The 26,677-nt window shown below is 65.5% G+C and carries 22 protein-coding genes and 2 pseudogenes; 14 read left to right on the top strand and 10 right to left on the bottom strand.

Going from position 1 to position 26,677, the window contains the following annotated elements; translation table 11 throughout:
- Positions 1-3 precede the first annotated feature (3 nt).
- The 3 genes from mqnC to WPS_RS03830 are packed head-to-tail and all read right to left on the bottom strand — an operon-like array spanning position 4 to position 3,038.
- Complete coding sequence (mqnC, locus tag WPS_RS03840; protein ID WP_317996532.1) at positions 4-1,086, bottom strand: cyclic dehypoxanthinyl futalosine synthase; 1,083 nt, start codon at positions 1,084-1,086, stop codon at positions 4-6.
- Entirely contained in the window at positions 1,073-1,903 is an 831-nt protein-coding gene (locus WPS_RS03835; RefSeq protein WP_317996531.1) for a menaquinone biosynthesis protein, read from the bottom strand. Before WPS_RS03835 ends, mqnC begins: the two co-directional genes overlap by 14 nt.
- A complete protein-coding gene (locus tag WPS_RS03830; RefSeq protein ID WP_317996530.1) occupies positions 1,887-3,038 on the bottom strand; it encodes a CofH family radical SAM protein in 1,152 nt (383 codons plus the stop codon). Before WPS_RS03830 ends, WPS_RS03835 begins: the two co-directional genes overlap by 17 nt.
- 174 nt (positions 3,039-3,212) lie before the next feature.
- Between WPS_RS03830 and WPS_RS03825 the strand changes: the two genes are divergently transcribed.
- On the top strand, positions 3,213-4,103 hold the full coding sequence (locus WPS_RS03825) for an ABC transporter permease (protein WP_317996529.1): 891 nt from the start codon (positions 3,213-3,215) through the stop codon (positions 4,101-4,103).
- A 12-nt stretch (positions 4,104-4,115) separates the two neighbouring features.
- Positions 4,116-4,970 carry a DMT family transporter gene (locus WPS_RS03820; RefSeq protein ID WP_317996528.1) on the top strand — a complete coding sequence of 285 codons (855 nt, stop codon included), beginning with the start codon at positions 4,116-4,118 and terminating at the stop codon, positions 4,968-4,970.
- Between the two features lie 21 nt (positions 4,971-4,991).
- Here WPS_RS03820 and WPS_RS03815 read toward each other — a convergent pair whose 3' ends face one another.
- Positions 4,992-5,591: a hypothetical protein gene (locus WPS_RS03815; protein WP_317996527.1), complete on the bottom strand. Its 600-nt coding sequence runs from the start codon at positions 5,589-5,591 to the stop codon at positions 4,992-4,994.
- Between the two features lie 184 nt (positions 5,592-5,775).
- Entirely contained in the window at positions 5,776-6,849 is a 1,074-nt protein-coding gene (locus WPS_RS03810) for an isocitrate/isopropylmalate family dehydrogenase (protein ID WP_317996526.1), read from the bottom strand.
- 81 nt (positions 6,850-6,930) lie between these two features.
- On the opposite strand from WPS_RS03810, the gene WPS_RS03805 reads away from it, so the two are divergent.
- The 4 genes and pseudogenes from WPS_RS03805 (at position 6,931) to WPS_RS03790 (ending at position 11,332) form a co-directional block, all read left to right on the top strand.
- Positions 6,931-9,345 (top strand): FtsK/SpoIIIE family DNA translocase, encoded by a 2,415-nt coding sequence (locus WPS_RS03805; RefSeq protein WP_317996525.1) that lies wholly within the window; start codon positions 6,931-6,933, stop codon positions 9,343-9,345.
- Positions 9,342-9,977 (top strand): phosphatase PAP2 family protein, encoded by a 636-nt coding sequence (locus WPS_RS03800; RefSeq protein ID WP_317996524.1) that lies wholly within the window; start codon positions 9,342-9,344, stop codon positions 9,975-9,977. Before WPS_RS03805 ends, WPS_RS03800 begins: the two co-directional genes overlap by 4 nt.
- A 110-nt stretch (positions 9,978-10,087) precedes the next feature.
- Positions 10,088-10,294, top strand: a pseudogene (locus WPS_RS03795) (transposase); the annotation flags it as partial.
- Positions 10,295-10,357: 63 nt separating this feature from the next.
- Positions 10,358-11,332 (top strand): ISL3 family transposase, encoded by a 975-nt coding sequence (locus WPS_RS03790; RefSeq protein WP_317996523.1) that lies wholly within the window; start codon positions 10,358-10,360, stop codon positions 11,330-11,332.
- 3 nt (positions 11,333-11,335) lie between these two features.
- Here WPS_RS03790 and WPS_RS03785 read toward each other — a convergent pair whose 3' ends face one another.
- Positions 11,336-12,535, bottom strand: a complete 1,200-nt coding sequence (locus WPS_RS03785; RefSeq protein WP_317995100.1) for an IS256 family transposase — start codon at positions 12,533-12,535, stop codon at positions 11,336-11,338.
- On the opposite strand from WPS_RS03785, the gene WPS_RS03780 reads away from it, so the two are divergent.
- Complete coding sequence (locus WPS_RS03780) at positions 12,514-12,960, top strand: transposase (protein ID WP_317996522.1); 447 nt, start codon at positions 12,514-12,516, stop codon at positions 12,958-12,960. The two genes, WPS_RS03785 and WPS_RS03780, sit on opposite strands and share 22 nt — an antisense overlap.
- Positions 12,942-13,727, top strand: a pseudogene (locus WPS_RS03775) (IS5 family transposase); the annotation flags it as partial. The gene WPS_RS03780 and the pseudogene WPS_RS03775, both read left to right, overlap by 19 nt.
- A gap of 126 nt (positions 13,728-13,853) precedes the next feature.
- Here WPS_RS03775 and WPS_RS03770 read toward each other — a convergent pair.
- Both WPS_RS03770 and WPS_RS03765 read right to left on the bottom strand, forming a co-directional pair.
- The gene (locus WPS_RS03770) at positions 13,854-14,900 is read right to left on the bottom strand and encodes a hypothetical protein (protein WP_317996521.1); all 1,047 of its coding nucleotides are present in this window, start codon (positions 14,898-14,900) and stop codon (positions 13,854-13,856) included.
- A gap of 11 nt (positions 14,901-14,911) precedes the next feature.
- Complete coding sequence (locus WPS_RS03765) at positions 14,912-17,932, bottom strand: TonB-dependent receptor (protein ID WP_317996520.1); 3,021 nt, start codon at positions 17,930-17,932, stop codon at positions 14,912-14,914.
- Positions 17,933-18,300: 368 nt separating this feature from the next.
- Here WPS_RS03765 and WPS_RS03760 point away from each other — a divergent pair, with 368 nt between their 5' ends.
- The 3 genes from WPS_RS03760 to WPS_RS03750 all read left to right on the top strand — a co-directional run bounded on the left by WPS_RS03760 (position 18,301) and on the right by WPS_RS03750 (position 21,983).
- The gene (locus WPS_RS03760) at positions 18,301-19,995 is read left to right on the top strand and encodes a TonB-dependent receptor (protein WP_317996519.1); all 1,695 of its coding nucleotides are present in this window, start codon (positions 18,301-18,303) and stop codon (positions 19,993-19,995) included.
- A gap of 314 nt (positions 19,996-20,309) precedes the next feature.
- The gene (locus WPS_RS03755) at positions 20,310-20,675 is read left to right on the top strand and encodes a TonB-dependent receptor domain-containing protein (RefSeq protein ID WP_317996518.1); all 366 of its coding nucleotides are present in this window, start codon (positions 20,310-20,312) and stop codon (positions 20,673-20,675) included.
- 69 nt (positions 20,676-20,744) lie between these two features.
- A complete protein-coding gene (locus WPS_RS03750) occupies positions 20,745-21,983 on the top strand; it encodes a hypothetical protein (RefSeq protein WP_317996517.1) in 1,239 nt (412 codons plus the stop codon).
- Positions 21,984-22,104: 121 nt separating this feature from the next.
- On the opposite strand, the gene WPS_RS03745 is transcribed toward WPS_RS03750, so the two are convergent.
- Complete coding sequence (locus WPS_RS03745; protein WP_317996516.1) at positions 22,105-23,508, bottom strand: amidase; 1,404 nt, start codon at positions 23,506-23,508, stop codon at positions 22,105-22,107.
- Positions 23,505-23,771 carry a hypothetical protein gene (locus WPS_RS03740; protein ID WP_317996515.1) on the bottom strand — a complete coding sequence of 89 codons (267 nt, stop codon included), beginning with the start codon at positions 23,769-23,771 and terminating at the stop codon, positions 23,505-23,507. The genes WPS_RS03745 and WPS_RS03740 overlap by 4 nt, the downstream gene beginning before the upstream one ends.
- Positions 23,772-23,958: 187 nt before the next feature.
- Here WPS_RS03740 and larB point away from each other — a divergent pair, with 187 nt between their 5' ends.
- The 3 genes from larB to larE are packed head-to-tail and all read left to right on the top strand — an operon-like array spanning position 23,959 to position 26,662.
- The gene (gene larB, locus WPS_RS03735) at positions 23,959-24,615 is read left to right on the top strand and encodes a nickel pincer cofactor biosynthesis protein LarB (RefSeq protein ID WP_317996514.1); all 657 of its coding nucleotides are present in this window, start codon (positions 23,959-23,961) and stop codon (positions 24,613-24,615) included.
- On the top strand, positions 24,612-25,844 hold the full coding sequence (gene larC / locus WPS_RS03730) for a nickel pincer cofactor biosynthesis protein LarC (RefSeq protein WP_317996513.1): 1,233 nt from the start codon (positions 24,612-24,614) through the stop codon (positions 25,842-25,844). The genes larB and larC overlap by 4 nt, the downstream gene beginning before the upstream one ends.
- Positions 25,841-26,662 carry an ATP-dependent sacrificial sulfur transferase LarE gene (gene larE / locus WPS_RS03725; RefSeq protein ID WP_317996512.1) on the top strand — a complete coding sequence of 274 codons (822 nt, stop codon included), beginning with the start codon at positions 25,841-25,843 and terminating at the stop codon, positions 26,660-26,662. Before larC ends, larE begins: the two co-directional genes overlap by 4 nt.
- Positions 26,663-26,677: the final 15 nt, after the last annotated feature.

The raw sequence follows: 26,677 nt of genomic DNA, 5'->3' as shown, positions 1-26,677 counted from the left end.
CTGTTAGGCCGTGGCGAGCGCCAAGTCGTTGCGCAGATTCCAGTACGTATCGCGGATGACGGGGGTGAAGCCGGCGCCGCGGATGATCTCTTCGAGCTGCGCGCGCGTCGCTTCGTTGCCGCCGCCGGCATCGTGGACGACCTGCTCTTCGATGATCGTCCCGCCCATGTCGTCGCAGCCGTAGAACAGCGCGAGCTGACCGAGCTTCAATCCAGGCGTCAGCCACGACGCCTGCAGGTGCGGCACGTTGTCGAGGAAGAGCCGCGAGACCGCGAGCACGCGCAAGTACTCGAGGCCCGTCGCTTCGCGCCCGCGCAGCGGCGTCTTGTACGGCACGTAGTACCACGGGATGAACGCGGTGAACCCCTCGGACTCGTCCTGCAGGTCGCGGATCACCTTCATGTGCGCGATGCGTTCGTCGTCGGTCTCGATCGAGCCGAACATCATCGTCGCCGTGGTCGGCATCCCGAGCTGCTGCGCGTCGCGCATCACGTCGATCCATGCGTCGGGGACGATCTTGCGCGCGCTGATCCGCTTGCGTACGCGCTCGACCAGAATCTCCGCACCGGCGCCCGGCAGCGACTTCATCCCGGCGGCCTTGAGCCGCTCGAGCACCGCCCGGGTCGTCATCCCTTCGATCGTCGCGAGCCCGGAGATCTCCGAGACCGAGAGCGAGTGGATGTCGACGTCCGGGTACTCCGCGGCGACGCGCCGGAAGAGTTCTTCGAACCAGCCGATGCGCAGCTCGGGGTTGACGCCGCCCTGGATCATGATCTGCGTCGCGCCCTGATCGGCCGCGTACTTCACGCGCTCGAGCACCTTGTCGTGCGACATGGTGTAGCCTTCGGCGTGGTGCTCGGGCCGGAAGAACGCGCAGAACGTGCAGTGCACGTTGCAGACGTTGGTGTAGTTGATGGTGGTGTCGACGACGTAGGTGACGTCGTTGGTCGGATACATCGCCATGCGGCGCGCGTGCGCGGCGGCGCCGAGCGCGTGCAGCGGTGCCTCGCGGTAGAGCCGCACGCCCTCATCGAATGAGAGCCGGCCGCCGGCGGCGGCGCGGTCGAGGACGTCAGCGAGGGACACGAGCGGGCTCCTTGGGCAGGAAAAGGTCGGCGAACCGGGCGAGGCCGCGCTGCGCGCGTTCGTCGAGCACGTAGCGCAAGCGGGTAAAATAGTCGGCGTACAGACCGCGATGGAACGGCTTGCGCGCGATCGCCGCTTCGATCACGGCATCGCGATGCGCGGTGCCCCACGCGCGCGCCTCCGCGAGCGCCGCGGCGAGCGCGGCGACCTCGGCGGGACGGCGCCGCGCGACGTCGCGGCGCACCGCCCACACGGCGAAGACGAACGGCAGCCCGGTCCAGCGCGACCACGCTTCGCCGAGATCGTGAATCTGCGCCGGCGGGCACGCGCCGCGCGCGACGAGCGCGTCGTCGCCGATGATCAGGGCGGGCCGGCCGGCGCGCGCGGCGCCGAGCGCATCGTCGACGACGTCGTACGTCGGACGGACGTGCTGCACGTGCTCGAGCAGCGTCGCAAGGAGCGCGCGACCCGACGCCGACTGCGCCGTAACCGCGATCGACGCGCCCTCGAGCAGTGCGGGCGGGATCGGCGAGACCAGCAGCACCGAACGCACCGGGCCGTCGGAGGCGATGCAGCAGTCGCCCAGCAGCGCGAGTTCGTCGCGGTGCGCGAGATAGTGCGCGGCGCTGATCGCCGCGACGTCGAGTTCGCCGGCGACCAGCATCGCGTTGAGACGCGTCGGTACGTCGGAGACTTCAACGACGTCGCGCGCGACCGCGCCGGCGTCGAACGCCGTCTCGATCGGCGCCACGTTGACGAAGCCCATGCGGCCGTAGCGCAGCGGCTCGCCGGTGCGCGTGTTAGACAGCGCCGGCACCCGCGAGCGCGCGCTCCGGCATCCCGTCTTCGGGCTTCCAGTCGTGCGGGAACGTCTGATACGTCGAGTTGCGGCGCACCGGAACGTAGCCCGCCTCTTCGATCAAACGCCGGAACTCGCGGTCGTCGACGTACTGCCCCGAACGCGTGCCGGCCGAGTGGTAGATCATCTCTTCGTCGGTCGAACCGTGCGTGCCGTCCATGTCGTCGGCCCCGAACTCGAGCGCGAGCTGGCAGACTTTGATCCCCTGGATCATCCAGTACGCTTTGATGTGGTCGAAATTGTCGAGCATCAGCCGCGAAACCGCGAACATGCGGATGTCGTCGAGTCCGGACGTCCAGCCGTGGTGCGAGAGCGCGTTGCCGTCGGGATGGAATGCGAGCGGGATGAACGCATTGTAGCCGGGCGAGCGGCGCTGCGATTCGCGCAGCATGATCAAATGTTCGAGCCGTTCTTCGAGCGTCTCGATCGTGCCGTAGAGCATCGTCGCATTCGAAGCGACGCCGTGACGGTGCAGCGTCTCGTGGATCTCCAGCCAATGGGCGGCGTCGACCTTGTTGGGGCAGACCTCGCGGCGGAATCGCTCCGAGAACACCTCGGCGCCGCCGCCGTTGACGTTGTCGAGGCCGGCCTCGGCGAGCTGAGCGACGATCTCATCGTACGAGAGCCGGTGCCGGCGCGCCATGTAGTCGATCTCGGCGGCGGTAAACAGCGAGAGCTGGACGTGCGGCAGCTGCTCTTTGAACCGGCGCATCAGCGGCAGCCAGTAGTCGAGCGAGAGCTGACGCGGATCGTGCCCGCCGACGATGTGGAGCTGGTTGAAGTTGGTCCCCGTCTCCAGCGCCTTCGCGACGACTTGATCGGCCGACATGCGCACCCGGTCGACGTCCTTTTCGCCGCGCGAGAACGAACAGAACGTGCAGTTCGCGTAGCACACGTTCGTCGAGTTGATGTAGCGGTTGAGGACGTAGTAGACCTCGTTCCGGCTCTTGCGTTCCTTGGCGGTTTTGGCCAGGCGCCCCAGCGTGTGGATGTCGCTGGTGCGGAAAAGAGTCAAGCCGTCTTCGAGCGAGAGCGAGATACCCTCATCGAGCTTGCACTCGATCGCGCGCAGGGCGGGGTCGGCCGTGGTCACCGGGACGGTTCCTCCAGAAGTGCAGCAGGCGCCGAAAAGGCACCCTCCCGGCCCCGCTCGTCACTCATTAGAGTACCGTTCGGCCGAGATCGTCACGAAGACGTAGGTCGGGCCGCGTTCCGTTTCGCCATTGACGAGGGACCTTCCGGCGCTCGCCTGAACCCACGCCGTTCCGTGTCCTCGACCTCGCCGGGCGCCTCGCAGGCGGCCGCACTCGATGCTCCGTCGCGCACGTTTCTGGCTGACGTCTGGCGGCGTTTCCGGGCGACGCCGGGCGCACTCGTCGGCGCCGTCATCGTTCTCGCGATCGTGCTCACGGCGGTGCTCGCACCGGTGCTGGCGACCCACGACCCGCTGGCGCAGGACGTTGCGCTCGGCGCGACACCGCCGAGCGCGCTGCACGTCTTCGGTACCGACAAGCTCGGCCGCGACCTCTTCGCGCGCGTCGCGTTCGGCGCGCGCATCTCGATCCGCATCGGCTTCGTCGCCGTCGGTCTCGCGATCACCGTCGGGACCGCGATCGGCGTGATCGCGGGGTACGGCGGCCGCCGCGCCGATGCCGCGCTGATGGCCGCGATGGATTTGATGCTGGCGTTTCCGTCGATCATCCTCGCCATCGGGATCACGACCATCTTGGGTCCGAGCATCACCAACCTGATGCTCGCGGTCGGGATCGTGTACGTGCCCCAGTACGCGCGGCTCGCGCGCTCCTCGGTGCTCGCGGTGAAAGAGCACGAGTACGTCGAAGCGGCGCGCGCGATCGGCGCGCCGACCGCGGCGATCTTGGCGCGTCACGTCCTGCCGAACATCCTCACGCCGCTGCTCGTGCAGGCGACGCTCGGCATCGCGACCGCGGAACTCGAAGCCGCCGGGCTTTCGTACCTCGGCCTCGGCGCGCGGCCGCCCGCGCCGGAGTGGGGCGCGATGCTCAACGACGCGCGCGACTATTGGCTGGGCGCGCCGTGGGCGCTGATCGTCCCGGGCGTCTCGATCACCGTGCTCGTGCTCGGGTTCAACCTGCTCGGCGACGGTCTGCGCGACGCGCTCGATCCGAAGACGCGCTGAGTTCCGCACGCGGTGGCTGCTGTCTCGCTCGCGCTGGTGTGCGCGCTCGTCTACGGTGCGGCGGACTTCTTCGGTGGCCTCGCGACGCGCCGCGATTCGGCGGTTGCCGTGGTGGTTTGGGCGCAGGCGGTGGGGCTCGTCGTCCTGCTCGTCGCGCTGCCGTTCCTCGGCGTGTCGGCGCACGCGAGCGACCTGTGGTGGGGCGTTGCGTGCGGCCTCGCCGGCGGCGGCGCGATCATGCTGCTCTATCGCGGTCTCGCGATCGGCACGATGGGCGTCGTCTCACCGATCACGGCGGTGCTCGCCGCCGCGGTGCCGGTCGCGTTCGCGATCGCCCGCGGCGAACGTCCTGCGCCGCTTGCCGTCGCCGGGATCGTCTGCGCGCTCGTCGCCGTCATCTTCGTCTCGGCCTCCGATACCGGGGAGGCGCGGCGTGCCGCGCACTCGCGTGCGCTCCCCCCGGGCGTCGCGGAAGCGCTCGGCGCCGGGATTGCGTTCGGGTTTCTGTTCATCGGGCTCGCGCAGACGCGCAGTGACGCGGGCCTCGTGCCGGTGCTGATGATGCGCGTGACGTCGATGACGCTCGTCTCGCTCGGCGCGCTGCTGACACGCCGCTCGCTGCGGGTCGGCGCGGCGAATCTGCGGACCGTTGCGCTCGCGGGGGCGCTCGACATGGGCGCGAACGTCGCCTACGTCCTGGCCTCACACCTCGGCGCGCTGAGCATCGTCGCCGTGATCTCCTCGCTCTATCCGGCCGGGACGGTCGCGCTCGCGGTGTTCATCCTGCACGAGCGTCTGCTGCGCGCGCAGTGGGTCGGCGTGCTGCTCGCGTTCGCCGGCGTGCTGTGCATCTCGCTCGCGCGCTGACGTGCTTCCGCGCGCCCGGCGTCAGCGACACGACTGAGCGATCGGGAAAAAGACCTTCGCTGCCCCATTTTCGGTTTGGCGGACCTGGCGAACGTAACTTCCGGTCCAGTCGGCGATCGACGCGATATCCCCAAACTCGATTCCGCTTCGCACCGGCATCCCGATGGGCTGCCTCGTCGGCGCCGCGGCCGGTATCGACTCGGTCGCGGGCGTCCTCGTGCCGCGTCCGGAAAACGCCGTGCTGCCGGCGCTGAATTCGGCACGGTTCATCGCCGCTTGTTCGCGCATGACGAACTCACCCAAGGCATTCGTGCGATCGGCTTGCACGGCGTAGATGCGCTGTAATTGTGCGCGAAGGTCGCTCAGTTGCGGATTACCCCTCACCGCGTCGGCAGAGATGCGCGGATCGCCCAGCGCGCGATTGATGACGAGCAGGCTTGTCCGCAGCGCCGAGACATTCATGTCGAGCTTGGACAGCAGACCCTCGAGGTACGCCGGAGCCTGCTTATTGGAGTCGTCGTCGGAAGCACTGATGTAGCGCTTCAGACGCTGGGTCGCATCCGCGTACTCCGTATCGTTGCGGCGAGCGGCGGCGAACGACGGGATGACGAGGTCCCGCATCGCGACGCATGCGATCCCCGTCGAACGGACACGGCCGATCTCGGGCAGAGCGATCGGCGACGGCGACGGGGTCGCTGCGTCGAGCGTAAACGGGTTCGGCGGAGCGGTGGAAGGCGCGGCGGCGATCCAGGCACACGCGCTCGCGACGGCGATACCCGCTCGAACGTGCGATGTCCGGACGCGGTTAGAGCGTAGCCCACACATCGAGCTTCGTTTTCACCTTCGCGATCACGGCGTCGGTGAATTCCGTGGTGGACGCCTGGCCGCCGAGGTCGCTGGTCGCGATTCCGTCGCGGACGGTCTCGAGCACCGACTCGTAAATGGCGCGCGACGCATTGGTCGCCCGGCGGTCGTCGACGAACGTCAGCAGCGCAGCGGCTGCGAGGACCATCGCCATGGGATTGGCGACGTTCTTGCCCTGCAGTCGCGGCGCGGTGCCGTGCGGCGCTTCGGTCATTACGACGTCCGGCTTTCCGTCGCGCGTGAACGACATCAGCGTCGACTCCGCGCCGGCGATCGAACCGAAGAGCTGCATCACCAGATCGGAGAGGCAGTCGCCGTCGCGGTTGAGCGACGGGATCACCATCGGATCGCCCGAGGTCGAGATGAGGAGCGCGTAGGTGGCGTCGATGAGCTGCGGTTCGTACGCGACGTCGGGGTAGCGCTGCGCTGCGGCATCCATCTCCTCTTTGAGCATCCCTTCGTACACCGGACTGACAGTGTACTTGGGACCTCCGAAGACTTTCGCTCCGGCGCGGCGCGCGTGATAGAACGCGTACTCGGAGACGACGCGGCACACCGATCGCTCGATGCGTTCGGTGCGGTACGCGACCTCGTCGCCGTTCTGCTCTTCGCGCCACTCCTTGGCGCCATACGCGTCGCCGACCGCCATGCGCACCACCGAGATCGGAGCGTGAATCCCCGCAACCGGGCGAACGCCGGGGATGCGCCGGCCCGTGCGCACGATGACTTTGCCGTCGATCGCGCTGCGCAGGATCGCGTTGGGCGAGCCGACGTCGCCCTTCGTCTCCGGGGTGATCGTCGCGGCTTTCAAGCCGAGCTTCGTTCGCTTCATCGCCGCGGCGGCTTCGTGCACGACGGCGTTGCCCGTCTTGCGGCGGTTTTGGAGCGAGAGATCGAAGTGCTCGCGTTCGACGTCGAGGCCGATCACGTCCGGTGCCAGCACGCGCAGCGATTCGACGAGGAGTTCTTGTCCGGTTTGATCGCCCTCGAGGACGACGATGGTCGGTTTCGGCACGTCCGCAGCGGTTCGCGCTGGCGATTGCGGTGTCCGCCCCCACACAGGTGAGACCGCTGGTCGACCGGGAAGTCCGGAGCAATGGCACGCGTTCGACGCAAGCCAAGCGCCGCGATGCGCTGGAATCTCGAGGTGGCGGGAATCGTCGCCCTCGGCTTCGCCCTGCTGCTCGGGGTGGCGCTGGTGGCGCCCCCGCGCGCGACCGGCGTCGTCGGAGGTGCCACCACCTCGGTTCTGCACCTGCTGTTCGGCGCCGCTGCGGGGCTATTCGTCGTGCTCGTCGCGCTGCTCGCTGCGATCGTCTTCCTTGAAATCAACGTGCCGCGCATGATCGTGCGGCTCGGCGGCGCGGCATGCGCGTACTTCATCATCGTCGACGCCTTGCTCGCGAGCGCGGGGTTCGACGGCGGATGGCTGGGCAGCGCGCTGTCGCGCGGACTGCACGCCCTCGTGGGGGACGCAGGCGCGTGGATCGTCCTTCTCGTCGCCGCGCTCGCGATCACCGTCGCGATCACGGGGATCTCGCTCAAGAAAGTCATCGGCTGGGCGATCGCGCAGGCGTCGGCGTTGCGCGTCGAACCCCGCAGCGAGAACAGCGCCAGCAAGACGGCCGGTCCGAAATCGCTTCGCGAAGCGTTCCACCTGCCTGTGTTGCTCTCGCGCGCTCCGGCGGTTGCCGTCGCGGCGCCGGCATCCGAGATCCCGCTGCCGACGCACACCGTCGTCGACCCGCCGCCGGTCCGCTTCTACGATGAAGACCTCGACGACGACGAGATCGAGGACGAAGACGAGGACGGAGAGGACGGGTACGACGATGAGGACGACGACGATGAGGCGTTCGACGAAGACGAGGACGAGGATGCCGAGTACGACGACGAAGACGACGAAGACATCACCGACGAGCCCGAGGACGACGCCGAAGACGACCTAGAATCGGGGGTCGATGACCGGCTCGCGGCGCCGGCCCTGGTTGCCGTGAACGGGGCACGCCGCGTCAGCGGCGAGTACGAGCCCGCGCGGCGCATCGTCTACCGGCTTCCCGACATCACGACGATCTTCGATCCGCCGCAGGCGCAGAAGACCGACGACGCGAGCCGCGCGCACGTCCTCGAGGACACGCTGGCGTCGTTCGGCGTCGGCGCGAAGGTCACGCACATCGAACGCGGACCGTCGATCACGCGCTACGAACTCAAGCCCGAACGCGGCGTCAAGATCTCGCGGATCTCGTCGCTCGCCGACGATCTGGCACTGGCGCTCGCCGCGACGTCGGTCCGCATCGAGGCCCCGATCCCGGGGAAGTCCGCGGTCGGGATCGAGGTGCCGAACGCAACGGTCTCGATCGTCGCGGTGCGTGAAATTCTCGAACGGATACCGCAGGGCGTGCCGCCGCTTTCGATGGCGCTCGGCAAGGACATCACCGGCAAGCCGGTTTTCGGCGACTTGGGCAAGATGCCGCATCTCCTGGTCGCCGGCGCGACCGGAGCCGGCAAGTCGGTCTGTCTGAACTGCATCATCGCGTCGCTCCTGGTGACCGCGACGCCGGATCAGCTCGAACTGCTGATGATCGATCCCAAACGCGTCGAGCTGACGGTCTACAACGGGATCCCGCACCTCAAGAACGACGTCATCACCGACCCCAGCATGGCCGCGGGCGCGCTCGCGATGATCACGCGCGAGATGGACATGCGGTACGAGCGCTTCGCCAAAGCCGGCGTGCGCAAGATCGAAGAGTACAACGCGAAGTATCCCGACGAGAAGCTCCCGTATATCGTCGTCATCATCGACGAGCTTGCCGACCTGATGCTCGTCGCGCCGGCGAAGGTCGAGATGCTGATCATGCGCCTCGCGCAGCTCGCGCGAGCGACCGGGATCCACTTGGTCGTCGCGACGCAGCGCCCGTCGGTCGACGTCATCACCGGTCTGATCAAAGCGAACATCCCCTCGCGCATCGCGTTCGCGGTGAGCTCGCAGGTCGATTCGCGCACGATCCTCGATATGGGCGGCGCGGAGCGGCTCCTGGGACGCGGCGACATGCTCTATCTCCCGATCGACGCGCCCAAACCGATCCGCGCGCAGGGCGCGCTGGTCACGGGCGCCGAGATCGAGCGGCTCGTCGAGTTTTGGAAGCGCCAAGCGAAGCCCGACCAGTCAAAGGCGATGGAGATCGTCCCGATCCGCGAGGACGACGAACGCGCCGCCGGCGGCGCCGAACGCAAAGTCGACGAACTCTGGTACGAGGCGGCGAAATTCTTGCTCGACTCGCGGGTCGCGAAGGGCGACGCCGGCGTAGGCTCGACCGCGGCGCTGCAAGCGCGCTTCTCGATCGGACATCCGCGCGCGGTGCGTCTCATGAAGCAGCTCGAAGAGTTCGGGATCGTCGGACCCAACGAAGGGACGAAGCCGCGCGTCGTCGTCATCGAATCGCCCGCCGATCTCGAACGGATCGCCGAACGCTTCGGGCGCCCGACGACGCAAGCCGATCTCTTCGGCGGATGACGCGGTACCTCGCGATCGGCGCGGCATGCGCCGTCGCCTACGCGTTCCTCGGCGCCGCGGTGTCGCATGCGCCGCCCGGCGCGCTCGACCGCGCGGGGCGCTCCCTGCTCGGCGGCGATCCGCAGCTCGCGCTGGTCTTTACCGAGTCGTGCTGGTGGTACGTGCTGCTGATCCTGGGCGTACTGATGATCGTCGTCGCGGTGTTCCGGCCGGAATGGCGCGCCCGCGTAACCTACGCGCTAATCACCACCGTCGTCACGTGGCAGGTGAGCGACGTCCTCAAGAACGTCTTTCGACGGCCGCGTCCCGAGTACTGGCGGATCATCCACGAGCCGACGTTCGCCTACTCCAGCGGGCACGCGATGTTCGCGACGGTCGTGTATTGGCTGTGGGCGTGGTTCTTGTGGCGCAGCGCGTTGCCTCGGCCGGTTCGTACGGCCGGCGTCCTTTTGCTCGCGCTGTGGGGCTGCGGCGTGATCTGGTCGCGTCTCGCTCTTGGCGCGCATTACGTCAGCGACCTAATCGGCGGCATCCTGCTGGGCTCGGCGACGCTCGCATTTGCGGCGGCCGCGCGCACCGCAATCGAGCGGCGACGGGAGCTGCACCCGGCGCCGCAACGCAATGCCGGATAAAGCAGCAGGATCCGGCATCGTAGCCACACCCTGCTGTTCTCGTTCGTCGCTTCGACGAACGACGAAACTAGGGAAACCCTGAAAAAGGGGGTGTATTTGCTACAATGTTGATGATGAAGCGTAAAGAGCAAATGTCGTTCGCGAGCGCTGGATTCGAGCGTTACGCTCGCGCGACGCGACGTGCTGAATTCCTCATCGAGATGGACGCCGTGGTGCCGTGGGAGCGATTGTGCACGCTGATCGCACCGCACTACCCGACCGGCGAAGGCGGTCGGCCGCCGATTCCGTTGGAACGCATGCTTCGTATTTACTTCTTGGGGTCTTCCGGTTTTGTAGTGGGCGGGCGAGAGGAAATCGGTCGGCCGTCGTAATGCTACGCCATGCGAGACACCGAATTCATCCGCGGGTTGCTGCGCGTCGAAGATCCTTGGGACGTGACCGAATCAAAGCTCGATCTCGAGCGAAATCGGGTCGATGTTCGGCTTGAATGGCAAGGCGCGGGTCGCTGTCCAAAATGCGATCGGGAGTGCCCCAAGCACGATCATCGCGAGCGCGTCTGGCGTGACCTCGATCTGGCCGGCGACCAACTTTTCTTGCACGCCTCCGTACCCCGGATCGATTGTCCCGAGCACGGCGTCACGACCGTTGCGATTCCCTGGTCAAGCGGTCGCACCGAGTTTACGTCGCGCTTCGAGCGTTTGGCGATCGCCCTCCTACTCGAGATGTCCGTCGCGGCGGTCGCGCGTCGCTTGGGCATCAGCTGGGAGCAAGTCGATTCCATTATGCTCCGGGCGGTCGAGCGCGGTAAGCAGCGGCGACTGCCACGTCTTGTGCGGCATCTCGGCATCGACGAGAAGGCCGTCAAAAAGCGGCATCGGTACTTCACGATCGTGTCCGACTTGGACCGCGGCGAGGTCCTGTGGGTCGGTCGCGGTCGCAAGCGCGAATCGATTGACGCTTTCTACGACGGCCTTTCGCACGAACAACTTCATGCCATTGAGGGCATCGCGATGGATATGTGGCAGCCGTACTTCGAGTCGACCGTAGCACACGTGCCCGATGCGGCACGGAAGATCGTCTTCGATAAGTACCACATCACGGCATATCTCACCAAAGCCGTCGATCTCACTCGTCGAGCGATGATGCGTGACAAGACGCTCGACCGAACGGCATTGAAAGGGACTAAGTATTCCTGGTTGCGCTCGTTTGCGAATCTCGACCGCGACGAACGACGTGATCTGAGCGCCTTGCGGAGCCAGTACAAACGCCTTGGCCGCGCGTGGTCGATGAAGGAGCACTTTACGGAGGATCGTGTCCCCAGCCGTGGTGTACGAGCGGTGGCTCGGCGAGGGTAGCGCTCAGCCGTTAATCACGGCGGAGAGCTTGGCGGGCTGATTATCGCTGACGGCACTGAGTCCTTCGAGTTGCATGTAGCGCCGCTGCAGTTGCCATTCGTCGTTCTGTTCCAGTAGGAGCGCACCGACGAGGCGTACGATGGCAGCATCGTTCGGGAAGATACCGACGACATCGGTGCGCCGCTTGATCTCCGCGTTGACCCGTTCGAGCGGATTGGTTGAGGCGATCTGCTTGCGGTGCGCCTTGGGAAAGTCCATGTACGCGAGCACGTCGTTCTCGGCGTCGTCCATCATCGCCGCGAGCTTCGGGAACTTCTGCCGAAGCTGCTCGGAGACGATACGCCATTGCTCGTGCGCAGCTTCCGCTGTCTCTTGCGCGAATACCGTGTTGATCAACGCGAGGACCATCTGCCGTTGCCCTTTACCCGCATGTGCGAGCGCGTTTCGCATAAAATGCACGCGGCAGCGCTGCCACGTTGCTTTGAATACTTTCGCGATGGCCGCTTTCAGGCCGACATGCGAGTCGGAAATGACGAGCTTGACACCGCGCAATCCGCGGCGGCTCAAGCTGCGAAGAAAGTCGATCCAGAACGGCTCTGCTTCGCTCGGACCAACCGCGAGGCCCAACAATTCCCGTGTCCCATCGGTGTTTACGCCGACGGCCAGTATCACGGCGACCGAGACGATGCGTCCGCCGGAGCGCGTCTTCACGTACGTCGCGTCGATCCAAAGATAGGGCCAGTCGCCTTCGATCGGCCGGGTAAGAAATGCGTTCACGCGTTCGTCGATCTCTTCGCACAGCCGTGAGACCTGACTCTTGGAGATGCCTGTCATCCCCATCGCCTTGACGAGCTCGTCGACCGAGCGCGTGGAGATGCCCTGGATGTAGGCCTCTTGGATGACGGCGGTGAGCGCCTTCTCCGCCGTGCGGCGCGGCTCGAGGAACGCGGGGAAGTAGCTACCTTTGCGCAACTTGGGGATGCGCAGTCCGATCGTGCCGGAACGCGTCTCCCATTGGCGCTCGCGGAAGCCGTTGCGGGCGTTCTGTCGGCCGGGGCCGCGCTCGCCGTAGGGCAAGCCGCAGAGTTCCTCAACATCGATCTCCATGATCCGCTGCCCGGCGTACTGGAGCATCTCGCGAACGAAGTCGACGTCGCCGCCCTTTTCGACGAGCTCGGAAAGTGCGATACTGGGTTTGGCCATCGTGGATCCCTTTCGGTCGGTTATTTGTTGCAAAAACAACCTTCGCCGAAAGCCACGATGGCCGCTCTCTATGCTACAAGGGCGACCCTCTCATACACCACGGGCCGGGACACGATCTTACGGAGTTCTGGCGATATCGGCGTGAGTCCGCAGCGCGTCGTTTCTTTGCCGATTGGTACCGGTGGGCGACGCACTCTCAATTGCCCGAAATGATCAGCGTCGCGCGCACGCTCAAACGTCACTTTGCGAACATCATCACGTACATTCGCAAGCCGATCACCAATGCGGCAGCCGAGAGCCTCAACAGCAAGATCCAAATGATCAAATTCCGCGCGCGCGGCTATCGCAATGAGGGCCGATTTGCAGCGGCGATTCTATTCCACTGTGGTGGGCTCGACCTCTTGCCCGCCCACCCGAAGTCCTGAAGCGCCACTTCTTGCAGCAGTGGTTCAACCTAAGCGACCCCGCCGTCGAGGAATCGCAGCGTTTCGATGCGGGCGTTCGCGAAGATCGACCTGGGACGGGAGCCGGCGCCCGACGAGACGACGGTCTGCAAGTTTCGGCATTTGCTTGAACGACATGGTTTGGGGCCGAAGATTCTACACGAGATCAACGATCATCTGGCGAAGGCGGGCGTCAAGGTTTCGCGCGGGACGATCGTCGACGCGACGATTATTCACGCGCCCAGCTCGACCAAGAACAGCGACGGGAAGCGTGATCCCGAAATGCACCAGACGATGAAAGGCAACGAGTGGCACCTCGGAATGAAGGCTCACATCGGCGTGGATAGCAAGTCGCGGATCGTGCATTCGTTCGTTGCGACGCCGGCGAACACGCACGACAGTCGCGTTCTCCCGGAACTCTTGCACGGAGCCGAAACGCGGGTCTGGGGAGACTCGGCGTATCGCGGTCAGACCGCGGTGATCCGGTCGCAAGCACCACATGCGGCGGACTTTACGGCGCGCGGGTCCGCTCGTCGGAAGAATATCTCCGACCGCGAGCGCGAAATTCATCGAACAAATTCAGGGTGCGAGCCCGAGTGGAGCATGTGTTCCACGTCGTCAAGCGGATCTTCGGGTTTTCGAAAGTCCGCTATCGCGGCATCGCGAAGAACGCACATCGCCTGGTCGTCAACTTCGCGCTCGCCAATCTGTACCTGCATCGTCGACGACCGGCACTTCGAGGGGTGTAGTTTCTCTCGAAACCAGCGATCTGGACCGCGAAGCTCGCAAACGCGCTCAGTAAATCGAGGAAAGCCGCTCAACATGAACCCTTTTACCGACAGCCGACGTAGCGCGCGCTCTTCATCAGAGTTTCCCTAGTATGTGAACGTCGTGCTCGGCGACACTGTGATGTCGGCCTGTCCGTTCAAACCCGTGATCGACGGGGCAGCACTCGTGTTGGACGGCGGGCTTGCCTCGTACGCGCCATAATCGTAGCCGACGACGTACGCCACGAGGCTGTCACCGGTATTGAACGTCGGCGTCGGCGCGATGCCGAAGCCATGCGCACCGAGATTGTCGGGGAATGTCACGGTCTGCGGGCCGCTTCCCCGGGTAAGCGCCGAGAAGTTCGTACCCTGGGTGGAATCGACGATGTAAACGATCGACTCGGTGGTGCCTGCAGCGGCAGTAAACGTAACGGTTGCTCCGTTCGCGCCTGCGCGCGCAACGGTCGGCGCAAGGATCGCCGGCAGCAATGCCGCGGAGGAGAGGGTCGCCGACGCCGTCTGCGTGATCCCGGAAGCATTGACGACGGGGACGTTGACACTGAGCGAGTAGGTTCCGATCGACAGCGGGACGCCTGCAAACGAAGTGAACCCTTGCGACCAGCCACGGAAGTTCGGAGGATACGTGCCGTCCTGCGGGTTCGGGTAGAGCGGTGGCCCCCCCGTAAATTTCCGTTGCGGCGTCGTGTAAAAAGGCTGCGAGTAGAGCGTATATGAGGGCGCTCCGGCATTATTGGAATTCACCGGCGCGAACCCGTACGAGAAGGCTCCGCCGCTCTGTCCGAACGTCGAGGGCGTCGCGGCAGTACCCGGAGTTGCCTGCGGGCTGCCGCTGATATGGTTGGTGCCGGCATCAACACCTGCCGACGCAACGCTCGGAATGACAAAGCCGGCCGGGCCGGTGATCGTCGGCGTATCGAGCAGAACCGCGGAGTTTCCATTGGGCTGGCGATATGCAACCACCGTGTTGAGCGCGGCAGTTCCTGCATAATTCGCCGTTCCGACGGCGAACTGGAGCGTATTGACGGTCAAGTTCGCCTGCGTAACGGACGGTTCGACGGCGGCGCCGTTGGACGTACATGCCGTGACGAGCGCGCCCAGGGCCGCCGTCGCGGCCAGTCGGAAAATTGTGTTCAACGAGCTCTCCATTAGAACGCGAACTGGTAGTAGAGACGGAACAAGCGCGGAGCGCCGTTCGGAGTGATGATGTACGGCTGGTTGCCGAAGCGCTGCACGTAATCATAGTTCGCGAAGCCGACGCCCGGGAACAGGACGGTTTGCGACACCTTTCCGGTCGTGGGGCCGGCGAGGCCCGTCGCGACCGGCTGCCAGCGCGAGTTGAGCGACGGCTGTCCGTACACCTGGTTGAACAGGTTTGAGATAAACAGCCCGTAGGTCCCGCCTTTCTGCGTTCTCGAGGGGGTAAACTCGATCGAGAGGTTTGCAGTCACACGCTGCGCCGACAGTTTGCTGCCGGGATCGTTTCCTTCGTTCGTCCCGCGCGATGCCGCGATGTTTGGACGTTGCAGCGTTCCCGGATTCAGCGGATCGACGTAGTTCGGGGCCACCGACGACCCGAAGCCGCTGGTGACGTTCGTATTGGGAACATTGAGCGGCTTGCCGCCCGCGAGATACGCCGTCGAATTGCCATAGCTGATCGGATAACCGATGTTGTACGACACGATCGGATTGATGCGGAAGCCGCTCTTCGTCTGATACGCTAGGGCGGCCGTGGCCTGGAACGGTGAGAGGAAGCCGACGCGGTAGACCTTGCCTAACAACGCCGACGCGGCCGGAATGGTCGGAAAGAAATCTTCACTCGCCGAAAGCGGGATGACGTTGGAAAACTCGTTGAGGTACGTTGCCGAGATCGAACCGGAAAATCCCGGACCGGGGTTGTCCTTGGTAATGTAGAGTTCCACGCCGGTTGTCCGGTTGATACCGAGATTCGACGACTGCGACGGATTAAACTGATAGGCACCCGTGACGGGGTCGGTTACCGGAACGCCGTTCACCGTGCGGACTGTGGCGTACTGGACGAGCGCGTCGTAACCACGCCGGTAGAACGGCGTAATCTTCACCGAGAGATTGTTCGGGAACTGGTGCGAGTACGAAAAATCAAAGTTTGAGAACGTCTCCGGCTTGATCGGCTGGAACGGCACTCCGGAGAAGTTCTGATTTTCCCAGAATAGCTGCTCGCCATAACTCGCGCACTTCCCGGTTCCGGAGATTCCACACACGGGCTGTGTTGCAGGCAGATTCGAGTACGGCAAGGAGTTGTAGTATGCGCGGTTGACAAAGGCATCTACGTCGGCGAGCGGCGGGAATTCGACCGTGCGCGCGTATGAGCCGCGGATCGCATCGTTACGCCCAAACTGATAGGCGAACGCGAAACGCGGTTCGATGATGTGCGGATTCCGCTGCGCCGAATCGATAGAAGTGAGCGCCGAGCCGTCGGGATTCGTCGCGAAAAGTTCCGGATTTCTCGTCGGGCTCGGGTAGCGGTAGTTGCTAATGTCGAGCCGGACGCCCGCGTCGATCTTCAAACGCGAGGTCGGAGACCACGAGTCCGTCACGTAGGCGGAGGTGTCCTGCCGCACCGTCGATGTCGACTCCCAAAACACCGGCACGGTCTGATCGAAGAAGCCGTTCTTCGCCAAGTAACCGCCGGGCAAAAAATCCTTGATCTCGTTTCCATTACCGAGGATCGGTCCGAGTACCTCGGCGCCGAAGACCGGTGAGGCGTAGCCGAAGACCGGCGTGAGCAGTTCGTACTTGCCCCCAAACTTTAGCAAATGCTTGTTGCCGAGTTGTAGGTTCCCGTCGCCGGCAAATCCGGTCCGCTGACCGCCTTGCTCCGAGAAGTAGTAGTTTCCTAAAGAGTCTTCGCTGTTGAACGGACGCCGGAACTGCGCAACGGAGTTCACCTTGTAATACTTAACGGTATAGAACGACGAAGGACCAGGATTGAGCGAATACTGGAGCTTGATCGTTTCGTTGGGCTGTGTGCTCCCGGACACGTATTGCAACAGATCCGTCTGGCTGGTTTGACCCAGGTAAGGCTGCAATAGCGGCAGGAACTGGGCGGGCGTGAGCCCCGTGTACACGCGGATTCGGGAAAGCGCATACGGATCGTTGGTCTTGTACGGCAATTGATTGACGCCGCCGCCGTAGTTGCCGTTGAAGATGAACCACTGGTTCTGGTACAGGGCCTGAAGCGATTGATTGTTGTTCTTGCCGAACTTGTACACAAAATTGTTGATGAGATCGTTGCCGTGCTGGTGCTGGGTGGAGAAAAACGCTCCAATCGAAGCCGGGTCTGCCCCGTACGGTCCGTAGATACGATCCTGATCGTTGAATGTGTACGTCGTATAATTTGACACTTTGCCGTCCGGCGTAGCAAAGCCGTACTCGCCGGCGAGCTGCTTGCCGACGATACGGGTGAGAAGCTCGGCATCTAAGGAACCGAACGCCGGATACGAACCGCGTTTTGTTAGCAGATTGATCACGCCCGTTCCCGTGTTGCCGCTCGAGGCGTCGCCGGCACCGGGCGTCAACTGAAAATTACCGGCGTTGTTCAACGCGAGCGAGTTGACGAACTGGCTGGTAAAGGCGTCGGTGTAGTCGATGCCCTCGAACTGGAAGCCTTCTTCGTTTTCACGGCCGCCGCGAAGAACGGGATATCCGCTGGAGTCCAAGCTGGCGCCCGGGAGTGAGACCAGCAGGTTGCTTTCCGAGACGTTGTTCTTCTTTCCCAACTGGGTCTGAATTTGCGTCGCCCCGAGATTGATCGTATTTTCCGGCACCGTCGGCTGAAACGCCGAAGCCTGATTGCGCGCCGCCGTCCGGCCGATCGTACGCAACGCCGTGTTCAGTTGCTGGTTAACGGCGACCGTCTGATCTTGGAAGACCGTGACGCCGCTGACCGTATACGGCGAGTATCCCGACGCGGAAAGGATAACGGAGTAGGTATCGGGCGTGACGCCCGCAATCGCGAAAAAGCCCTTGGCGTCGGTGGTCGCGGTATATTTCGCCGAAGGGGAGATCGCGATAACCTGCACGCCCGCCAACGCCGTGCCGTTGACAGCGGTAATGGTTCCGTTGATGTTGCCGGTCGTTCCGGCGCTGGCAGCGCCGAACGTCGCCGCCAGAAAAGTCGCGACAGCCACGACGCCAAAAAGGCGCCTGATGGCCTTGGATGTCTCTGTAAGAGTCACGAGCGCTCCTCGATCGTAAAGAAAAACCCTCGCTCGCTCTGCCGCGACGGCGAGGCCTGTACGAGCTGATCCTGCGGACGCCCGGACCTAAGGGACGCGTCCGCAATTCTCCGTATTAAATGTTTATTAGCACAGAGGCAAAGACCTTGCGTCTCTGAGGTTTTTGGGGGCGGCCCGGCGCGGCAGGGCAGCGACGGCAACCAGGCATACACAATCAGACTCTCTAAGGAAACTTTAAGGTTCCCGGGATCGTCCGGAGGGCGCCCCTACCTGCGCGTTCCGCGTTGCCGATGGGACCGATCCCTTCCCCGAGGATCGCGATGAGTAAAACATCCTCGAGGCTGGTCGTCCTTCTCGCGCTCATCGCCGCATTTCTGTGCAACGGCATGCTCGCCGCAGTCGCAGGAACGACCGGTGCTCTGAGCGGGCGGGTCGTCGACGTAGCTTCGCAAGCGCCCGTCGCAGGCGCGCGCGTAACGGCCTCAGCTCCCTCCGGCTCTGCCACGCAGATCACTGACGCGAACGGCTCGTTCCAGTTCCTAACCCTCCAGCCGGACACGTACACGCTCGTCGTGTCGATCGCCGGCTACGATTCCGCGTCGCTGAGCGGCATCACGGTGCAAGCCGATCAGACGACCACCTTCAACGTCACGATGGCCAAGACACTCCAGCGCATCGGCGCCACGCGTTCGCGCGCGACGACTTCGCTGATCCAGCCGGGCGTGAGCACCGACGTCTACAACATCTCCGCAGCGCAGCAGAGCGCGGCGGCGACGCTGGGCGGCGGCGGCGGCCTCAACAACGCCTATTCGGCGATCGCGTCCGTTCCCGGCGTGTTCGTCCCGCAGGGACAGGACGCGTCATATCAGTCGATCTTCATTCGCGGCTCGAACTACACCCAAGTCGGCTACGAGTACGACGGCGTACCCATTCAGCGCGCCTTCGACCAATATCCGGGCAACAATCTTTCTAGCCTCGGCCAGCAGTCGGTGCAGGTCTACACCGGCAGTGCGCCCACCAGCACCGGTTCGACCGCCCTTGCCGGTTTCGTGAACCAGGTCATCCGCACCGGAACCTACCCCGGCTTTGCCGGCGGCCAGCTCGGGGTCGGCGGGCCAACTCACTACGCAAACATCCGCCTCGAAGGCGGCGGCGCCACTCCCGATCGCAACTTCAATTACTACGTCGGGACCGGCGGCTACAACCAGAACATCGTCGACGTGCGCGGAAATCTCTACGACGCGAAATACGGCACCCTTCTCGACGTCTATAAAGCCAACTGCACGACGCCCAATCCGACAGTCGGCTGCTATAAGAACACGGCTGCGGGCGGCGCGCCTCTTGGACCGAACGGCTACGAGCTGGGACCGCTCTTCTGGGGCAGCCGCGCATACGACACCGATCGCGACACCGTCGCGAACTTCCACTTCGGGATCCCCCACAAGCACGACGACCTGCGCGACGACGTACAGCTTTTGTACAACACGACGCTGGTGCAGACGTACTTCGCCTCGGCGCCCAGCGACTGGGGACCCGGGTTCCAGGACTGGATCAACACCGGTGCCTACTTCGGCAACCCACCGTGCGGTGGCGCGGTGACGGCGAACTGCAACGTCTTCGGCGCCACCCCCGAGTCTACAACGACAAGCAGATCTATAACGGACTCACCGGAACGTTCCTGGGCGCCGGCGACCTTGCGAACACGCAGCTGTCACTCTTCCCGGGCTCGCCGACGAATCGCGCGGTCAACGGCCCGCAGGATCCGTTCGAACGCGACAACTACCAGCAGAACGCGTCGATCGCGAAGGTGCAATACCAACACAACATCAACGCGCGTTCGTACATCCGCGTCTACGGGTACACCGAGTACTCCGACTGGCTGCAGTACGGCGAAGGCGGACTCAACCCGAACTTCACCGGCTCGATCTCGCAGGATTACAAGCTCGGCGCGCACACGCGCGGCGGATATCTGCAGTACGCGAACCAGATCGACGCCAAGCACCTGCTCATCCTGAGCGGCTCGTACACGACCGCGACGACGTTCCGCAACAATAACACGTCGACATTCCTTTCAGGCGCGACGACCGCTGCAAACTCCCGCACCGTCGCATTCCTCGTCGACAGCACGAACCCAACCGCGGGCCTCTGCTACACGGCAAACGCGGCCCCGGTGAATTGTTCCTCGTCGACGGCTGCCCGGTACACGCTTCCCGCTGCTAACGGGGGCCCGCTGGTTGCCACCTCGGCGGTGAACGTGGCAAACGCCGGGGCCTTGAAGTGCGGCAACGGTCCCTGCGCTTTCTACACCGTAGCGACCGGAAATGCGGCAGTGTACAACACGGTCACGCCGCAGTTCCTCAACGTCTCGCTGAGCGACAAATTCCAGGTCAACGAGAAGCTCTCGCTCGATCTAGGACTGCGCTACGACGACTTCCGCTACCAGCTCGTGAACACCGACGGTGGACCGGCGCGCAGGTTCTGGGTCAACTACTTCAACAACTTCAACTGCTTCGATCCGGTGGCCGAGGTGCTCGTCACGCGCACGGTCGGGGCGGCGTGCCCGGCGGGAACGCAGCCGGCTGCGTTCAACGCGCACAGCGACTCGCAGGAGGATTATCCGGAACTGCAGCCGCGCATCGGCGCCACCTATACGGTCAACCGCAACAATGTCGTGCGCTTCTCGGCCGGCAAGTAAGCGCAGCCGGCGAGTTCGGCGTTCCAGCAGTACAACACCACGCAGCCGAACTTCATCGCGGCGAACCAGGTGTTCTATCCGATCGGGTTCCGCAACCCGAGCCACAAGATCTTCCCCGAGGAGTCGTACAACATCGACGCCTCGTGGGAGCATCAGTTCAACGGCACCGACGCGTCGTTCAAGCTCACGCCGTATCTGCGGCAGACGAAGAACGAACTGACGACGGTGCTGCTCGACGCGAAGACCAGCTTCGTCTCCGGCATCAACGTCGGGCACAAGAACGTCAAGGGCCTCGAGCTCGCCTTCAGCAAAGGCGACATCGCGCGGGACGGCTGGTACACGCAGCTCGGGTATACCTACACCTTCGCCCGCGTCACCTTCGACAAGTTCCAGAATGGGACGAACATCAACACGGCGCTGAACAACGCGATCGCGCGTTACAACGCGTACACGTCGTTCTGCGCGACGAACCCGAGCGACGCGCGCTGCAACACGACGTTCGGGACGCCGGCCACCACCTCGACCGGGACGGTCGGAGCCCCCTGCTTCACGGCGAAGGGTGCTCCCGACCCCGCATGCGCGGCGGGCAGCGTCGCGAACCCGTACTGGAACATGCCGGTCCAGAGCTTCTTCGATCCGGGCGGCCGCTATCCGGTGTACAACACGTACTCCGGCGGCCTGCGGGGCACCGGTTCGAACCAGAGCTACATCCCGCCGCACGTCCTGACGCTGATCGCGAACTACAAGCGCGGCCCATGGAACTTCACGCCGACGGCGCAGTTCCAAGGCGGCGCGCAGTACGGGCGTCCGCTGCAGGTCGTCGGCGTCGATCCCGCGGCCGGATGCTCGGCGCTCAATGCTGCGACCACCACGAACGGCGATCCGCGCTATCCCGGAACGCAGGCCGGCTCGCCGTACAATGCGGCGACGTGCGGCGGTTCCATCGTCATCCCCGATCCGTTCGTCAAGCACTTCGACAACTACGGTCAGTTCACCGAACCCAACAAGCTCGGCGTCAACTTGACCGTCTCGTACGACCTCAATAAGCAGTCGACGCTGCGCGTCGACTTCGTGAACGTCGTCGCGCAGTGCTTTGGCGGAACGCCGGTTCCCTGGAATCCCGGCGGGCGCGCGGGCTGCAACTTCGGCGGCGGCACGTACGGATCGAACTTCTACAACCCCGGCGACACGCTGCAGCCCGGCTTCAATTATCCGTATGCACCGACGTTCGGGAACGTGTTCCAGTCCGTGACCGGAGCACAGGCCAACCCCTTTGAGCTCTACGCGACGCTGAACATTAAGTTCTAGCGCGCCCCGTCACCCTGAGACGGTCGAAGGGTCGAACGACTCGCTCTTCGACCGGCTCAGCGTGACGCGGGAACGTCACACGCCGACGATTGAACTCGTCGGCGTTTCTATTTCGACGAACTTACGGGCGGCCCGTCGTGAGCGGCGGCCGTTTGGTGTGAAAGTCGGTCGCGCGCTGATAGCGTGCGCCGATGGCGGTGAGCGTCGCTTCTCCCCACGCTCGCCCCAGCAGCGCGACCGACGTCGGCAGGCCGTTGGGACCGAAGCCGTTCGGCAGGGCGATCGCCGGCAGTCCGGCGAGGTTTCCCGGCGCGATCAGCGACGGACCGCCGCCGAACTTCGGATACGCCTTGTCGAACGGTATTCCGACCGGGTAGGTCACCGTGTGCAACGTCGGCGAGACGATCGCGTCGTACCCGGCGAAAGCGGCTTCCAGCGCCGCGTTGAGCTTCGCGCGCTGCCGGAGCGCGTCGATGTAGTCGACCGCCGGCGTCGCATACGCGACGTAGCCGCCGAGTTTGTCGTCGGCGTTGCGCAGGCCGCGCGACTTCCCCGACTCGATCAGATCGCGGAACGCCGCGGCGCCCTCCGCATCGACGATCGTGCCGACGACCGGTCCCCACGGCCCTTTCGGGAGCGCGACCTCGCCCGCGATGTCGGCGAACGTCGCGAGCGCCTTGAGCGACGCGCGGAAGTTCGCCGCCACCGCGGGCATCGCGCCCTTCGTCGCATTCTTCAGCACCGCGATACGCGGCCGGCGCCGCGGCGCGGTGAGCGGCACGTCGACCGCCGTGGGATCGCGGGGATCGGCACCGGCGATCGCGGCGAGCACGATCTCGAGATCGCGGGCGCTGCGCGCCATCGGGCCGAGCTTGTCGAGCGTCCAGCAGAGCGCCATCGCACCGTGACGCGACACGCGGCCGTAGGTCGGACGCAATCCGGTGATCCCGCAGGCGGTCGACGGGAAGAGGATCGAGCCCGACGTCTCCGAGCCGATCGCGAAGCCGACGAGCCCCGCCGCGACCGCGATCCCCGAACCGCTCGACGAACCGCCGCTCCAGAACTTCGCGTTCCACGGCGTGCGCCCGGGACCGGTGAACGACGCGTCGGCGTCGCCGTAGCCGAATCCGCCGGCGAGCTCGACCATCGCGAGCTTCGCGAGCAGCACCGCGCCCGCGTCGCTCAATTTGCGCACCGCCGTCGCGTCGAAATCGAAGTGCTGTGCGCGGTACGGCTGCGCGCCCCACGTCGTCGGCGCGTCGGGGGTCGCGAGCAGATCCTTCACCCCGTAGGGGATGCCGTGCAGCGGACCGCGCACGCGTCCGCGTACGCGTTCCCGATCGGCGCGCCGCGCTTCACGGCGTGCACGATCGTGCAGAATCGTCACGACCGCGCTGTAGACCGGCCCGTAGGTTTCCAGCCGCTTCAGGTAGAGTTCCGTCAGCTCGACCGATGACACGGCTTTCGCCGTGAGGAGCCGCTGGAGTTCGACGACGTCGGCGAAGGCGAGATCGTCGGCCGTCATCGCGGCCTCGCGACGGCGAAGCGCGTCACTGGCTCGTCGCCGTTCTTCAACGCGGTCGCTTTGCGCGGGTTGAGCCGCGCGGCGCCGGCGCGATTGGCGTCGATCCCCTGGGCGATCGTCGCAACGTCGGCATCGCTGAGCGCCGAATCGAAGCGCCGCATCGACGCGGCGATCGCCGCCGCCTGCGGCGACGCCGGCTTCGGCGAGGCGCTCGGCGCGGGAGCGGGCGACGCGCTCGCGGGCAACGCACTCGCTGGGGACACGGGGGCTGCCGGCGCGGTCTGCGCGTCGGCGTCGCGTGCGAGGAGGACGGTCGCGGCAATGCCTGAGACCGCCCCGAGAAAGGAACGTCGATCTGCCATACCGGCGGTTAGACGCCCAGCGGCGCGTTTGTCCCTCCGTGCAGCGGTACAGCGAGGCCAACACTGACGCGATGAGGTACGAATCGGCATGGATCCGTCGTCCGTCGCGCAGCTCGACCTCGAGCGGCGCGGCCGCACCGGCGTCCCCGAGGTCATCTATGCCGCCGGGAAAACGCTCGAGCAGAACATCGCGCTGGTCGGCGCGCTCTACGCGCGCACCGGGTTTGCGCTGGCGACGCGCATCCCGGCCGATCAGCGTGTCGCGCTCGCGGCCGCGTATACGGATGCCGTCGTCGACACCGGCTCGGGGACGCTGCGTCGCGGCGCGCTGCCGCGGACGGGGGAGCGGATCGGGATCGTCTGCGCCGGCACCTCCGATCTCCCGATCGCCGACGAGGCCGCGTTCTGCGTCGACGCGTTCGGCCACGACGCGATTCGCGCGACCGACGTCGGCGTCGCCGGGATCCATCGGCTCTTCGACGCGCTGGGCGACATCGAACGCTGCCGCGCGCTGATCGTCGTCGCCGGGATGGAGGGCGCGCTGCCCAGCGTCGTCGCCGGACTCGTGCGGGCGCCGGTGATCGCGGTCCCCACCAGCATCGGCTACGGCGCCGCGTTCGACGGGCTCGCGGCGCTGCTCGGGATGCTCAACGCCTGCGCGCCCGGGATCGCCGTGGTGAACATCGACAACGGGTTCGGCGCCGCGGCGATGGCGCACAAGATCGTCGCGGCCGCATCACGATGAACGTCGCCTACGTCGAGATGATCGGCGGCGCGGCGGGCGACATGCTGCTCGCCGCGTTTCTCGACGCCGGCGCCGACCGCGCGGAACTCGAGCGCGCGCTGCGCGGCGTCGTCGCCGACGGCTGGACGTTTGCGCCGCGGCGCGTCGTGAAACGGGGGATCGCTGCAACGTACGCCGCCCTCGTCGTCCCCGGCGAGGATGGCGACGCCGAGCACCATCATCATCCGCACGACGCAGCGCACGGTCATCGCCACGCGCACGGTCCGCGCCGCACCCTCGCCGACGTGCTGGCGATCGTCGAGCGCAGTGCGCTCAGCCCGCGCCAGCGAGAGCGCGCGGTCGCGATCTACCGGCGGCTCGGCGAAGCCGAGGCGCGTGTCCACGGTGTCGACATCGACGCCATTCACTTTCACGAGATCGGGCAGGTCGACGCGATCCTCGACGTCGCCGCAACCTGCGTCGCGCTCGACTTGCTGGAAATCGACGAACTGCGCGTCTCGCCGTTCCCGATCGGCAACGGCTGGATCCGCATGCAGCACGGTCTCTATCCCAACCCGCCGCCGGCGACGGCGGACCTGCTGCGCGGGTGGCCGACGCGTCCGGTCGACGTGGACGGCGAACTCGTCACCACCACCGCGGCCGCGATTCTCACCACGCTCGCGACGCCGGGCGCGCGTCCGGCGATGGTGCCGGAGCGAATCGGCTACGGCGCCGGGACGAGCGATTTCTCGATCCCCAACGTTACGCGCGTCACCGTCGGCACGCGGGCGGCCGTCTCGGCGGACGTGAGCGATGTCGTGATCCTCGAAGCGAACATCGACGACATGCTCCCGCAGCACTACGAGCTCGCGATGGAGCGGCTCTTCGCGGCGGGCGCGCTCGACGTCTGGCTGACGCCGATCACGATGAAGAAAGGGCGCCCGGCGATCACGCTCTCGGCCATCGCTGTTCCAAGCGACGAAGATGCGGTCGCCCGCGCAATGCTGCACGAGACGACGACGATCGGCGTGCGCGTGCGCACTGAACGGCGCCGCGTCCTCGAGCGCACCGTCACGACGGTCGCAACGCAGTATGGCCCGGTGCGCGTCAAAGCCGTCGCGGGAAACGGCCGCGGCCGCGCCCGCGCCGAATACGACGACCTGCTGCGCATCGCGCGAGAACGCGCGCTGCCCCTTCCCGAGGTGGCCCGCGTCGTCGACGCCGCCATCCAAAGAGACTCCGAGAAGTGATCGACCTGACGACCGAAACCCTGGACCTGAAAGAAGCGCGCTTGCGCGCGATCTTCCGCGAGCTCGGCAGCGTGCTCGTCGCGTTCTCCGGCGGCGTCGACTCGGCGCTCGTCCTGCACGTCGCCTCGCAGGAGCTCGGCGAACGCGCCGTCGGTATCACCGCGCGCAGCGAGTCGCTCGCCGAGCGCGAGTACGCCGGCGCGGTCGGCTTCGCCGCGGCGATCGACGCCCGGCACGAGGTCATCGAGACGCGCGAACTGCACGACCCGTCGTATGCCGCGAATCCCGTGGATCGCTGCTACTTCTGCAAATCGGAACTCTACGAAAAGCTCGCCGCGATTGCCCGCGAACGCGGCATCCCGCACATCGTCGACGGCTACAATCGCGACGACGAAGGCGATTGGCGGCCGGGACGCAAGGCTGCACGCGAACACGACGTACGCAGCCCTCTCTACGACGCCGGCCTGCGCAAAGCCGACGTGCGCGCGCTCGCGCAGCGGCTGGGGCTGGCGGTGTGGGACAAGCCTGCGCTGGCGTGCCTCTCGTCGCGCTTCCCGTACGGCACACCGATCACGCTGGAACTCCTGCGTCAGGTGGATCGCGCGGAACAGACGATCCACGACGCTGGGTTCCGCGCCTGCCGCGTCCGGCACCACGGCGAGATCGCGCGCATCGAAGTCCCCCCCGCCGACGTCGCCGCACTCGCCGATCCCGCGATCCGCGACGGCATCGTCGCCGGCGTCCGCGCCGCCGGCTACCGCTACGTCACCCTCGACCTTGGCGGCTACGTCAGCGGCGGCTACAACCCGTCCCGCTAACAGCCCCGTGAAAAA

It is taken from the genome of Vulcanimicrobium alpinum (assembly GCF_027923555.1).
In the GTDB taxonomy this organism is placed as follows: domain Bacteria; phylum Vulcanimicrobiota; class Vulcanimicrobiia; order Vulcanimicrobiales; family Vulcanimicrobiaceae; genus Vulcanimicrobium; species Vulcanimicrobium alpinum.
This window is presented reverse-complemented; position numbering and strand designations above follow the sequence as displayed.